This window comes from Acinetobacter sp. ACNIH2, assembly GCF_002934965.1.
GTDB lineage: Bacteria > Pseudomonadota > Gammaproteobacteria > Pseudomonadales > Moraxellaceae > Acinetobacter > Acinetobacter tandoii.
In genome coordinates this window covers 1435209-1448768 of record NZ_CP026412.1, presented here as the reverse complement: position 1 = coordinate 1448768, position 13560 = coordinate 1435209, and the positions used below count along the sequence as shown (strand labels likewise).

Sequence of the window (13560 nt, the reverse complement as noted above, 5' to 3'; positions counted from 1 at the left end):
AAAATATGCGTTTATTTTAATACATCTTCTATCGAGATGCATCTTTTGTTGTATGTTTTTTGCTCGCACCATGACTGTCGTGTCGAAGTATGATCGTGCCTGCAAGCAGCAGCAGGCACAGTTTTAACTTGGATATTGGAGGTGTAATGGCGTTATTTTGGCTGGACATACGCCGCTTGACCATATACATAAGTTGCGTGAATATTACGGTCATCCCCCATCGTCATGAGGGCAAATAAAGCATCTTCAATGCCTTTGGCATGTTGTTGACGCAATGCCTGCAAGGCAGTTGCTTGTAGGTCGAGTACGATAAAATCAGCTTCTTTGCCGATATCAAAATTACCTAATTGCTGTTCAAGGCTTAATGCTTTGGCACCCCCTAACGTGGCGTGGTAAAGCGATTCAAAAGCAGACAGTTTGTTGCCTTGCAATTGCTGTACCTTATAGGCTTCATTTAGCGTCTGGAGTTGGTTGAAGGATGTTCCTGCACCAATATCGGTGCCCAAACCGACTTTCACTTGTTTTTCCCATGTCTTCTTCAAGGGGAATAAACCACTACCGAGAAACAGGTTGGAGGTTGGACAAAAAGCAATAGCTGAATCCGTGGCATGCATGCAATCCCATTCACTGTCTTCTAAATGCACGCAGTGCGCAAAAACTGAACGTGAACCTGTCAGTCCATAATGATGATAAACATCCAGATAACCTTGCTGTGCAGGGAATAATTCTTTGACCCATGCAATTTCATTCTTATTTTCACTTAAATGAGTATGTACATAGACATCTGGATATTCGGCTTTAAGTTGCCCAGCGAGTTGTAATTGTTCAGGTGTCGAGGTTGGTGCAAAACGAGGTGTAATTGCGTATAGCGCGCGCCCCTGCCCGTGCCATTTTTCAATCAATGCCTTAGAGTCTGTATAAGCACGTTCAGGCGTGTCGCATAAAGCTTCGGGTGCATGGCGGTCCATCATGACTTTGCCTGCAATGAGACGCATCTGGTGGCGTTGTGCAGCTTCAAACAGAGCATCTACCGATTCAGGATGCACGGTACAAAACACCAACGCTGTAGTTGTGCCATTTTTTAACAGTTCTTGCACAAAGAATTCAGCAATTTTTGCAGCATATTCAGGGTTTTGAAACTGCATTTCGGTAGGGAAAGTATAGGTGTTGAGCCATTCAAGCAGTTGCTCACCATAGGCACCCACCATTTCAGTCTGTGGAAAATGGATATGGGTATCAATAAAACCTGGCACAATCAACTTTTCAGGATAATGTTGGATTTCGACACCTTCTGGCAAATGTGCTGCTGCATCTTGCCAAGCACCAAACCATTGAATTTTTCCAGCTTCACTGATTAGCACGCCATCTTCTATATAACGTACTTGCTCGGCGATGTCCGCGGCTTGCGTAACTAAATTTTGGATATCTAAAAAACGACCACGAACGACGGTGGTCTGCAACAATGAAGACATGGAAAAACCCTATAACTTTTACTTTTTTCGGTTGATTGTACCTGAAAATGACTGACTAAACTGTATAACCTTTACGGCATCTCATTTTGCTCAAATACAATAAGGAAGTTTTTTTGCAGCCGAAGTACAAATGAGATGAAGAGAAAAAGCCGTTTGAATTTTGAGTTTTGCAGAAGTCGAAAAGACAGATTCAGCGAACTGAATCTGTCTTCTTTAAAATCAATTCATCAGGCTTAAGCCGATGGATTTTCTTGTTTTTTATTGTGACGAATCGACAGCCACGCGGTAATGCTTAATACAATCACGATAAAGCCGAGTGAAATCCAAATTGGCATGTGGAAGACATCCAGCATCAACATCTTAAAGCCGATGAATAACAGGATAATCCCGAGACCATATGGGAGGTAATGCATCTTCGATGCAGCGCCAGAGAGCAAGAAGAACATGGCACGCAGACCTAAAATAGCCATCAGGTTTGCTGTTAAGACAATAAACGGATCACTGGTGACAGCAAAAATCGCAGGAATTGAGTCTACTGCAAAAATTACATCAGACGCTTCAACCAGTACCAACACCAAGAATAATGGCGTAAACCACAACACGCCATTTTGACGAACAAAGAATTTATCGCCTTGCAGTTGGGGTGTAATACGCAAATGTTTACGTAACCATTTCAATAATGCCATGTTCTCGATATCGGGTTCGTCATCCTGCCCTTTTAGGAACTTAAAGCCTGTGTAAACCAAGAATGCGCCGAACAGATATAGAATCCAAGAGAATTCTTGGACAAACCATGCTCCAATAAAAATAAAGATCGTCCGCAGTACAATTGCGCCGAGTACACCGTAGAGCAAAATTTTACGTTGTAATGCTGGTGGAATCGCAAAAGCCGCAAAAATCATGAGCCAAACAAAGACATTGTCAATCGCAAGGGATTTTTCCAGTAAATAACCTGCGATATATTCCATGGTTTTTTGGTTAGCAATTGCAACCCCCACAGTTTGTTGTAAATACAGCCAGAGACCGCCTGCGAATAACATCGCCACAGTGACCCAAGCAATACTCCAATAGGCTGCAGTTTTAATGGCAACTTGTTGCCCTTGTTTTTGTTTAAATCCGAGAAAGTCGATCAACAGCATGATAATTACAATGCCGAAGAAGACCAAATACAGCCATAAATTGCCGATAGATTCCATAAAAATCCTCCACATCTGGCAATTGGCCACAAAAAAACCTTGACCTGTTGCCAGATGAAATAAACATCTGTGTCAACATGATCAAGGTCTTGCCTACATTACCTTAGGTAATGCTCAGATACCGACTTTTTTCAAAGTGTAATGACGATATTCTGACACGTCAGCACAGAGTACTGTAGCTGACGTCTGGAGGAGGCTACTCCCCTTGTTCAAATTCTGTATTGGATTGAATCCAAATGATGTGGCAAGAATCGCATATTTTATATAAAAGTGCAAATTTAACGCGAATGTGATCGATGTAAATTATGAGATGCCTGCCCTGAAGTTGAAAGAAAAGTTTATTCTTTATCTTAGGTTTAAAGTTTAGGGTCTAAATGGAACTGTATTGTCGTATTGAGCGATCACTTTGGCCAACAACGAACCACAAAGCATTAATACGAAATAAATTAACATGCCGCTACTCCTGTGCGTACCATCTGTTTAGCATAGAAATAAATAGGCGTGAGCTTCATCCCTTGAACTAGGGATTTCCTGCTTAAGGTGTAACCAGATTTTAAACTTTGGTCGAAAAATGGCTGTTTTTTCTACGGTGCTTATGGCATGTTAACTGCAATGCATCTACTTAGAGGAAAGCGCAGTATGCAATTCCAACACCATAATAATGCCGAAAAAGGTGAGTTTTTTCTAAATGATGCTGAGGGGCAACGTATTGCTGAAATTACGTATGTTTGGCGTGATGCATCTACGATTGTTGCTGACCATACTTGGGTAGATGATTGTTTACGTGGTCAAGGTGTGGCACGTCAGTTGTTGGATGTCTTGGTCGAATACGCACGCGAAAAACAGTTAAAAATTGTGCCTGTGTGTAGTTATGTTGATGTGATGTTTAAACGTGATCAAAGTTTGTTGGATGTCGCGGCTTAATACAGTCATCGTATTTTATTGTACTTTAAGGATTACAACTTAATGAGAACAACATGGTTACGTCGCCTGAACAGTGTGTTTAAGCAGTTGAATTGACGTAAATGAAGACGCTTTTATCTCTTGTCTTATGTAGTTTGCTCTCCCCTTTAGTATTTGCCGAAGATTGTGCAAAACTTGAGGAAAAGGCAGGACAAAAAGAAGTCCAGATGATTCCACGTTGGGGCATGAAAGTGATTGCCCCATCACGTGTCTATTTTCACTCTGCACCCAGTGATGCCTGTAAAATCAAGGATCTGTTCATTATAAAAAATGATTTTATTACCGCTTATAGCACTTATGATGATGGCAAAGAACAATGGGTTTCGATCATGTATATGAGCAAGCGTTTGGGTGACACAGTACAAGGTTGGGCAAAACTAAAAGACTTTGAATATACGGGCACGATGTCCGCTTTTTAGTTGGAGAACCTTAAAAAAACCCGCAATCTAATCTGCGGGTTTTTTGAGAGTAGTAAGCGTTTATTCTGCATTTAAAGCATGAATCAATTTTTGGTGTAAGCCACCAAACCCACCGTTGGACATAATCACCACGGCATCGCCCTCACCTGCTTCAGTCACCACGGTTTGAATAATATCTTCAAGGGAACGCGCCACAATCGCTTTGTTAGATGCTGCATCAATCACAGGTTGTAAGTCCCAATCCAAACCTTCAGGTTGATACCAGATCACTTCATCTGCCAGACGTGCTGAATATGCCAGTCCATCTTTATGGCTACCCATACGCATGGTGTTTGAACGTGGTTCAATGATTGCCCAAAGTTTACGTTCACCTAAACGTTTACGTGCACCTTCCAGTGTGGTGTCAATTGCAGTTGGATGATGGGCAAAGTCATCGTAGACTTCAACACCACGTACAGTCCCTAAGAGTTCCATACGACGCTTTACACCGCCGAAATGAGATAGTGCTTCACATGCAGTTTCAATGCTTACACCCACGTGTTCAGCTGCAGCAATCGTGGCTAAAGCATTTGCCACCGAATGTTGCCCTGTCATGTTCCATTTCACTTCGCCTTTGACTACACCGTATTGTAATACTTTAAAGTGTGAACCATCTGCTGAAAGCTGTTCTGCATACAGTGCTGCATGAGGCTGTGCTGTTAAAGATGTGCGTACCACAGGTGTCCAACAGCCCATTTCCAATACTTCATCAATGTTGCTTTCAGTAATTGGGGCAATAATGCGACCTTCACTTGGGATGGTACGGACTAAATGATGGAATTGTTTCTGAATGGCAGCCAAATCATCAAAAATGTCGGCATGGTCAAATTCAAGGTTGTTTAAAATGGCAGTTTTTGGATGGTAATGCACAAACTTGGAACGTTTGTCGAAAAATGCCGAATCGTATTCATCCGCTTCAACACAGAAATATTTTCCGCCACCTAAGCGAGCACTTTCAGAGAAACCTAAAGGCACACCGCCAATTAAAAAGCCTGGTTCTAAGCCTGCCTGATCCAATACCCACGCCAACATGGTGGTGGTGGTGGTTTTACCATGAGTCCCAGCAACTCCAAGGACATGTTTACCTTGCAAGACATGATCTGCAAGGAATTGTGGCCCTGAAATATAGGGTAAACCTTGATTGAGCATATATTCAACCGCGTCAATTCCGCGTTTCATGGCATTGCCGACAATGACTAAATCAGGGTGCGGTTGTAAATGGCTACGATCATAGCCTTGCATTAAAGTAATGCCTGCATTTTCCAGTTGAGTGGACATAGGTGGATAAACGTTCAGATCTGAACCTGTCACCTTATGTCCTAAATCTCGCGCTAATAACGCCAATGAACCCATAAAGGTGCCGCAAATACCCAAAATATGCAGATGCATTGATCTTTAACTCCACTGCTTTTTGACACAACACTTCATGATTGGTGTTGTTGTCAGAATTGATTCGATTTGACAGCAACGATATCAAGGCTCTTAGGGAAAAGATAGTTTTTCTTGTATCAATTTAGACAGTTCACTCATGACAAATTTCATCAAGATTAAAGTTGATAAAATTACCTAAAGAAAGCACTTTGACTTATACTTTTGAGCCTATTTTAGGTCTTAGTTGTGAATGTGGTGTAATGATGAATACCATGCTGATTCCGTTTGCATTGTTAGTAATATCCAATTGTTTTATGACATTGGCTTGGTACGGTCATCTAAAATTTTTACATGGTGCACCCTTGTGGCAAGCCATTTTATTTGGCTGGTTAATTGCTCTATTAGAATATGCTTTTATGATTCCTGCTACTCGTCTCTTGGCACAGGATGGTTGGTCTGTAGGACAAATGAAAATTACCCAAGAAGTCATGACTTTATTGGTTTTTGTCCCATTTATGATTTATCTGTTTAAACAACCATTTAAGTTAGATTATCTTTGGGCAGGCCTGTGTTTATTAGGTTGTGTGTATTTCGTATTTAGAAGTCAATAATTGCTTTCAGGGCTATTAAGGTTGTAGTGAGTGGTTTTCAGAGATGATGTAAAAAACTTACTGCAACCAGTTCGCTATAGAATGGTCTAAATATGACTTTGAGTGGCTGATTTTTTCATCAAGGGAATCATTTCCTTATTTTTATCGAAAAAAAACTAAAAATATCTCGCTGTAGCTCTGCTTAAGTTTTGGAGAGATGAAAAAGCAGTCTATAATATGGGGCTTCTGAACCATTTAAAGCTTGGCTCTCGTCGAGATTTATCCTCCTTCACTCTAGTCTCTGGAACATTAGCAATGAATGCGGCCGCAGCACAAGACGCTCAACCCCTCGTAGGAATTATCATGGGTTCTCAATCTGATTGGGCGACTCTCGAACACACTGCCAATATGCTTAAGCAACTTGGTGTCCCATTTGAAGCTGAAGTGGTTTCTGCACACCGTACCCCAGATCGTTTATTTGAATATGCTGAAACTGCACGTGATCGCGGAATTCAAGTGATTATTGCAGGCGCAGGCGGCGCAGCACATTTACCAGGTATGTGCGCGGCAAAAACCGACTTACCAGTCTTGGGTGTACCTGTAAAATCTTCTATTTTAAATGGTGTTGACTCACTGCTTTCAATTGTACAAATGCCAGCAGGTATTGCAGTGGGTACTTTAGCAATTGGTCCTGCGGGTGCAACCAATGCGGCAATTATGGCAGCACAAATTCTTGGTTTGACGCGTCCAGAGATTGCTGAAAATGTAGCAAATTTCCGTGCAGCACAAACGGAAAAAGTGGCAAGCAACAATATTCCGGGTCAAGCTTAAAACGGGACACAGTTATGAACAAAACCATCGGTATTTTTGGTGGTGGTCAATTGGGTCGCATGATGGCGCAAGCTGCATTGCCACTCAATATTCAATGTACCTTCTATGAAGCAGATACAGACTGCCCTTCCGCAGCTTTAGGTCAGGTGATTTCAAGTCAGACTGAACAAGGTCTGCAACAGTTTATTCAAAGCGCAGACGTTTTTAGTCTGGAATTTGAAAATACGCCATTGGCTGATGTCGATCTTTTGACGCAAAGCAAAGCCATTCACCCACCACGTCAAGCTTTAGCGACTGCACAAAATCGTTTAATGGAAAAAGCCTTATTCGATCAATTGCAGATTCCTGTTGCGCCATATCAAGCCGTGGATTCTTTAGCAAGTTTACAACAAGCTGTTAAGACGCTAGGTTTACCATTGGTGCTGAAAACAGCCACTGGCGGTTATGATGGTAAAGGTCAATTTGTACTGCGTAGCGAAGATCAAATTGAGCAAGCATGGGCTGAATTGGGTCCAGCAAAAAGCTTGATTGCAGAAAGTTTTGTGACGTTCTCGCGTGAGGTTTCCATCATTGCGGTGCGTGGTAAAGATGGTGAAGTGAAAACTTGGCCTTTGGCTGAAAACCATCACCACAATGGCATCTTGTCGCATTCGATTGTTCCTGCGCCTAACAGTGCTGATTTGCAACCTGTGGCACAAGACTACATTACCCGCTTACTCAATCATCTGAACTATGTGGGTGTACTGACGTTGGAATTGTTTGTGACAGAACAAGGCCTATTTGCCAATGAAATGGCACCACGAGTACATAACTCAGGTCATTGGTCGATTGAAGGTGCAGTCTGCTCGCAATTTGAAAATCATATTCGTGCAGTTGCAGGCCTACCTTTAGGTTCAACCGAAGTGGTCCGCCCTACTGTGATGATCAATATCATTGGACAATATCCAAAATCAGAACAGGTTTTGGCGTTAAATGGCGCGCATCTGCATTTGTACAACAAAACAGAACGTGCAGGTCGTAAGATTGGTCACATTACTTTAATGCCAAATGACAGCACTCAATTGACCACTTTATGCCGCCAATTGGCGAAAATTTTGCCTGTGCCTTTAGCATTAAGCGAAGATATGACCATTTAAATCCTGAACTGTTTAGCAAAAAAGCGATCACTCTGTGGATCGCTTTTTTTATGTCAATGACTCAGGCATGCTACGCGACCCTGTATTGAAGTATTGCCTTTTATCGTAAATTTTAGCTTTTTGTTGTGTCTGGTTTGAATAAAAAATAAGCTGTATGTGGTATTTTTGGTTGTTAAAAAATAATAAAAACTTTGAATTTAAAACTGAGGTTGGGTGAAAGTTTTGAATTTAAATACAGTGTAAATCATCAATTGTGGATAAAATAATTTGAATTTAAAATCGATGAGCATTTTTAAATTCATTTTTTTAAATTTAAAAGTGCGAGTTATGAATTTAAATCGGCATTTTTGAATTCAAAAATCGCGATTAAAGTTCATGACTCATGCTGAGTCTACTTGATTTGTTAGTGTGTGTGCTTTGAATTTAAAAAATACGGCTGTGGATAACATCTTTTAAATTCAAATTTCTGGTTTTAAATTTAAAGTGGTGCTTTTGAATTTAAATTAAAGCGTGATTTGGGTTGCAGATAACTATTTTTGAATTTAAAAGTAAAATATGAATTTAAAATTAAGAAAATGAATTCAAATTTTACGTTTCTTATCTGTCAATTTTGTACTGGAATGTTAAGGTAAGCGCATAATTTGAATTTAAAACGAAAGTGATGATGAAACGAATTAATTATTTTATTTTTGGATCCATTTTTTGGTTTGCGGCACCATCCCATGCGGAATTGATTATTAATGGTCAGCCTTCTTCTGTTTCGACTTATAATAATAACTTAACAAACCAAAGTGCTTACAGTGCTGAGAATAATTTTCAAGCTTGCTTGTCAAATTTGCGTAGTCAAGCACTTGCTGCAGGTGTTAGTGCGAGTACTTATGATCGTTATACCCAAAATTTGACGCCTGATTATAGCGTGATCGAGAAGTTAAATTATCAACCTGAATTTTCGACTCCAATTTGGGATTATTTGTCAGGTCTGGTCGATGATGAGCGAGTGGAAATGGGGCGCCAAAAATTAGTCCAGCACCGTGAGGTTCTGAATCGCGTTGCCCAAGCTTATGGTGTACCTGCTGAAACGGTGGTGGCAGTCTGGGGCGTTGAAAGTAATTTTGGTAATATTTCAGGCAGTTATCCTTTATTACAGGCTCTCGGTACTTTAAGTTGTGAAGGCCGCCGCCAAAGTTATTTCCGTGGTGAGTTTTTTGCCACTATGCGTATTTTACAGCGTGGTGATTTAAGCGAAGAACAATTACGTGGTTCGTGGGCAGGAGCATTTGGGCATACTCAGTTTATGCCGTCTACCTATGAAGAATTAGCGGTTGATTTTGATGGCGATGGTCGCCGTGATTTGGTCTTGAGTACCTCAGATGCACTGGCTTCGACCGCCAATTTCTTGACTAAGCGTGGTTGGCAAACAGGTATGCCTTGGGGCTTTGAGGTAACGACACCTGCAAGTTTGTCTATTTCAGGTGAAGGGCGCCGTAATAAGAAAAGTTTGTCTTACTGGATGAATCAAGGACTGACACGTGCGGATGGTAGTGCCTTAATTCAGGGGAATCTGTCTGAAAGCACCCCAGCTGGATTAATGGCACCCGCTGGAGAAAACGGACCTAAATTCCTAGTTTTTAAGAACTTTGATGCTATTTATAGTTATAACGCAGCTGAAAGTTATGCTTTAGCGATTGCGCATTTATCGGATCGCTTACAGGGCAAAGGCAATTTCCGACAAGGTTGGCCGACCAATGATGCAGGTACATCTCGTGCAGAACGTCGTGAAATTCAGCAATATTTACTTAATCGTGGTTATGATATTGGTAAAGTAGATGGTTTGATTGGTGATAAAACCCGACAAGCGATTCGTGATGAACAGATTCGTATGGGTTTAAATCCGACTGGACGAGCAGGGCAACAGACTTTGCAGGCCTTTCGTAATGAAAATGCCAAATTAATGATGAAGTAAAACGGAAAGATGACGGTGCGGGTGTACCGTCATCACATTTTAGGTGCTTTATTCGACTTCAATTGGATCGAGTTTCACCGCTTCTAAAATATCAAAAATTACAGTAGTGACATCCTGGCTTAAATCGCGGTTATTAAAAATTTCATGTGCGCTAATGGTGACATCTGTGTCGCTTGGCAGTAGACGTTGTTCTTCTTCAATCAGGTGTTGAATTGGCAGCAAAGTCTGCTTAATTTCTAAATGCAAGATATCCTGAAATTCAATATTTTCATCTTCCAGTTCAATTTCTTGCTCATTGAAATATGGCAGAATAATAGAGTGGAGATAAGGCTGAATTTCAATAATATCAAACAATTCCAAATCACGAGTTTGTTCAATTGTGCTGATATGATCATTCACTTCAATGAGAATATGGTAGTAACTCACATTGTTCTCCGCTCAGTTTGCTGTGTGGATGGTTCTATCACAATAGCATGAAATCCAATCTTTTGCTGCGCAAATCAAGCAAAAAGCCTTATAAAGTTTAAGGGTATTTTTCACAGGGTTATTGGCGTGTAGCCAATAACTGTAAATCTGCAGCTCTTAGCCTAAAATGCTGCAAATCTTGTTCTCCCAAAATAGGGTACATCAGGGCTTGAGAGTCATTATGGTGTGCCAGTCCTAGTGCATGGCCTAACTCATGTGCGATGGTCAGTCTCAGATCATCATTTCCATCAAATTGGTAGATTTCAATTTTATTGCCCATAAACACGCCTTTATGGAATTCACGTGCTGGGAAACGTCGTTGGGCTTGCACGATTTCCTTATTTAGTTGTTGAATACTCAAGTTGTGTTGATCGACCTGCTGATTAAAGTTTTGATTTTGTTGTTGAAAATAAGCAGCTTCTTGTTCGAACTGTGCAATTCTGTATTGTAGTTGAGCGAGTTGGTCACGTAAATTTTGTTGTTGTTCCACGGACTGCGCTTGAGCTTGTTGGCTCTGTAAATAGCGATATTCGGCTTCCAGTTGTTGTTGTTGCTGTTCTAAACGATGTTGTGTGAAATCCAGTTGAGTTCTGGCGCGTTCAATATTGTCTGAAGAGCGATTGTTTTGATTTTTGCTCTTATCTAGTTTTTGTTGGGTTTGTTTTAACGCATTTGCATCTTGCTGGCGCTGATCATAGATCAGTTCAATGCTGAGTTTTGCATGCGGATCGTAAACAAACAGAGTTTGTTGTGTACCTTGATGCCAGATTTCAAGAGCTTCTTGGCTCAATTGTATAACCTGTGCTTGAGTAAGACCAAAACGTGGATCTACATTGCCAATTTTAAAGCGTAGTCGTTGATCAAAGGGGTGCAGTAACCGATCTGACCAGGCATTATAGCGTAATTGATAATGTGCATGGCTTTGGTAGCTGAGCCAGAGTATCGCTAAGAAGAGTAGGATGAATCCAAGTCGATGCATAAATCATTTTTCTTTTTCATTTGTGTGTAATGTAGCGAAAAGTGTGTGGTGTGGAAATATATGCTTCCGCTAAAAATAAAAAAAACCGCGCTTACGCGCGGTTTTTTTTAAAGAGACAAATTATTTTTTGTCATCTTTTACTTCAGTAAATTCAGCATCTACAACGCCATCATCAGCTTTTTGTTGACCTGCATCGCCACCTTGGAATGCATTTGGATCAAAGCCTTCAGCACCACCAGCTTGTTGCGCTTGTTCATAAGCACGTTGAGTGATAGGCATCAAGATGTTTTGTAAAGCTTCAGTTTTCGCTTTGATCGCTTCAACATCATTTTCTTTAGTTGCTGCTTCAAGTTCTGAAACCGCAGTACTTACAGCTGTTTTTTCATCTTCAGTAACTTTGTCACCAAGATCTTTAACTGCTTTGTTCGAGCTTGAAATCAATGCATCAGCTTCGTTACGCGCTTTTGCAAGTTCTTCAAACTTACGATCTTCTTCAGCATTCGCTTCAGCATCTTTAATCATTGCTTCGATTTCAGCATCAGACAAACCTGAGTTCGCTTTAATCTGGATCGATTGCTCTTTACCAGTGCTCTTATCTTTAGCAGATACTTTCAAGATACCATCAGCATTGATGTCGAAAGATACTTCAATTTGTGGCACACCGCGTGGAGCAGGTGGAATGTCGCCTAATTGGAAGTTACCCAACAATTTGTTTTGTTGAGCCATCTTACGTTCACCTTGGTAAACAGAAATGTCTACAGCAGGCTGGTTGTCAGCAGCAGTAGAGAACACTTGTGATTTCTTCGCAGGAATCGTGGTGTTTTTCTCAATGATTGGTGTTAATACACCACCCATTGTTTCAATACCTAAAGTTAATGGTGTTACGTCTAATAAAAGAACGTCAGTTTTGTCACCAGACAATACCGCACCTTGAATCGCAGCACCGATTGCAACTGCTTCGTCAGGGTTCACGTCTTTACGTGGCTCACGACCAAAGAATTCTTGAACTTTCTGTTGAACCATTGGCATACGTGATTGACCACCCACCAAGATTACATCAGAGATGTCAGAAGTCGAAAGACCCGCATCTTTAAGTGCAATACGACAAGGCTCAATCGTACGTTCAACTAAGTCAGCCACTAGACCTTCAAGTTTTGCACGCGTTACGTTGATCACTAAGTGTTTAGGACCAGTTGCATCAGCTGTGATGTATGGAAGGTTGATTTCAGTTGCATTTGATGAAGAAAGCTCAATTTTTGCTTTTTCAGCAGCTTCTTTCAAACGTTGTAACGCAAGTGGATCATTTTTCAAGTTCACACTTTGTTCTTTCTTGAATTCTTCAACCAAGAATTCAATTAACGCGTTATCAAAGTCTTCACCACCAAGGAAAGTATCACCATTTGTTGATAACACTTCGATTTGTTGGTCACCATCAAGGTCTGCGATTTCAATGATTGATACGTCAAAAGTACCACCACCTAAGTCGTAAACTGCAACTTTGCGGTCGCCTTCTTTTTTGTCCATACCGAACGCAAGTGCAGCAGCAGTTGGTTCGTTAATGATACGTTTAACGTCTAAACCAGCGATTTTACCTGCATCTTTAGTTGCTTGACGTTGAGCATCGTTAAAGTAAGCAGGAACAGTAATAACTGCTTCAGTCACTGTTTCACCTAAATAGTCTTCTGCAGTTTTCTTCATCTTTTTCAAGATTTCAGCAGAAACCTGTTGAGGCGCTAATTTTTTATCGTTTACTTCAACCCAAGCATCGCCATTGTCTGCTTTGATGATTTTGTAAGGTACAAGACCGATATCTTTTTGTACCGCCTGGTCTTCATAACGACGACCAATTAAACGCTTAATCGCGAATAATGTGTTTTTAGGGTTAGTCACTGCTTGACGTTTAGCAGATTGACCAACCAAGATTTCACCATCTTTATATGCAATGATTGATGGAGTTGTACGAGCGCCTTCGGCGTTCTCGATTACTTTAACTTTGTCGCCTTCAAGTACAGCAACGCATGAGTTTGTTGTACCTAAGTCAATACCAATGATTTTAGCCATTAGATCTGTTCCTCAAAAATTCTTGTGCAATGTTTTTGCTTGTTATCCGATATGAGAGCCGTTCAAAATTTTTCA

At 40.8% G+C, this 13560-nt stretch carries 12 protein-coding genes; 6 read left to right on the top strand and 6 right to left on the bottom strand.

The annotated features are described in order from the left end of the window. Positions 1 to 152: 152 nt before the first annotated feature. Both guaD and C3F34_RS06760 read right to left on the bottom strand, forming a co-directional pair. Complete coding sequence (gene guaD / locus C3F34_RS06765) at positions 153 to 1472, bottom strand: guanine deaminase (protein ID WP_104441292.1); 1320 nt, start codon at positions 1470 to 1472, stop codon at positions 153 to 155. A 233-nt stretch (positions 1473 to 1705) separates the two neighbouring features. Next, positions 1706 to 2668, bottom strand: a complete 963-nt coding sequence (locus tag C3F34_RS06760) for a TerC family protein (protein WP_016168959.1) — start codon at positions 2666 to 2668, stop codon at positions 1706 to 1708. A 639-nt stretch (positions 2669 to 3307) separates the two neighbouring features. On the opposite strand from C3F34_RS06760, the gene C3F34_RS06755 reads away from it, so the two are divergent. Together C3F34_RS06755 and C3F34_RS06750 are read left to right on the top strand one after the other, a co-directional pair. After that, entirely contained in the window at positions 3308 to 3592 is a 285-nt protein-coding gene (locus tag C3F34_RS06755) for a GNAT family N-acetyltransferase (RefSeq protein WP_016168960.1), read from the top strand. A gap of 101 nt (positions 3593 to 3693) precedes the next feature. Next, positions 3694 to 4050, top strand: a complete 357-nt coding sequence (locus tag C3F34_RS06750; RefSeq protein ID WP_016168961.1) for a hypothetical protein — start codon at positions 3694 to 3696, stop codon at positions 4048 to 4050. A gap of 60 nt (positions 4051 to 4110) precedes the next feature. Here the strand turns inward: C3F34_RS06750 and mpl are convergent, their stop codons facing one another. Next, positions 4111 to 5478 carry a UDP-N-acetylmuramate:L-alanyl-gamma-D-glutamyl-meso-diaminopimelate ligase gene (gene mpl, locus C3F34_RS06745; protein ID WP_016168962.1) on the bottom strand — a complete coding sequence of 456 codons (1368 nt, stop codon included), beginning with the start codon at positions 5476 to 5478 and terminating at the stop codon, positions 4111 to 4113. Positions 5479 to 5732: 254 nt separating this feature from the next. On the opposite strand from mpl, the gene C3F34_RS06740 reads away from it, so the two are divergent. The 4 genes from C3F34_RS06740 to C3F34_RS06725 all read left to right on the top strand — a co-directional run bounded on the left by C3F34_RS06740 (position 5733) and on the right by C3F34_RS06725 (position 9980). Further along, positions 5733 to 6071, top strand: a complete 339-nt coding sequence (locus C3F34_RS06740) for a DMT family protein (protein ID WP_026441189.1) — start codon at positions 5733 to 5735, stop codon at positions 6069 to 6071. A 294-nt stretch (positions 6072 to 6365) separates the two neighbouring features. Further along, positions 6366 to 6881, top strand: a complete 516-nt coding sequence (gene purE / locus C3F34_RS06735) for a 5-(carboxyamino)imidazole ribonucleotide mutase (RefSeq protein ID WP_026441188.1) — start codon at positions 6366 to 6368, stop codon at positions 6879 to 6881. A gap of 14 nt (positions 6882 to 6895) precedes the next feature. Continuing rightward, positions 6896 to 8017 carry a 5-(carboxyamino)imidazole ribonucleotide synthase gene (locus C3F34_RS06730; protein ID WP_104441291.1) on the top strand — a complete coding sequence of 374 codons (1122 nt, stop codon included), beginning with the start codon at positions 6896 to 6898 and terminating at the stop codon, positions 8015 to 8017. A gap of 664 nt (positions 8018 to 8681) precedes the next feature. Continuing rightward, the gene (locus C3F34_RS06725) at positions 8682 to 9980 is read left to right on the top strand and encodes a lytic murein transglycosylase (protein WP_026441187.1); all 1299 of its coding nucleotides are present in this window, start codon (positions 8682 to 8684) and stop codon (positions 9978 to 9980) included. 48 nt (positions 9981 to 10028) lie between these two features. Here the strand turns inward: C3F34_RS06725 and C3F34_RS06720 are convergent, their stop codons facing one another. The 3 genes from C3F34_RS06720 to dnaK form a co-directional block, all read right to left on the bottom strand. Then, positions 10029 to 10406 carry a hypothetical protein gene (locus C3F34_RS06720; protein WP_016168967.1) on the bottom strand — a complete coding sequence of 126 codons (378 nt, stop codon included), beginning with the start codon at positions 10404 to 10406 and terminating at the stop codon, positions 10029 to 10031. A 118-nt stretch (positions 10407 to 10524) separates the two neighbouring features. After that, positions 10525 to 11424 (bottom strand): matrixin family metalloprotease, encoded by a 900-nt coding sequence (locus C3F34_RS06715; RefSeq protein WP_044739541.1) that lies wholly within the window; start codon positions 11422 to 11424, stop codon positions 10525 to 10527. A gap of 120 nt (positions 11425 to 11544) precedes the next feature. After that, entirely contained in the window at positions 11545 to 13485 is a 1941-nt protein-coding gene (gene dnaK / locus C3F34_RS06710; protein WP_044739540.1) for a molecular chaperone DnaK, read from the bottom strand. Positions 13486 to 13560 lie beyond the last annotated feature (75 nt).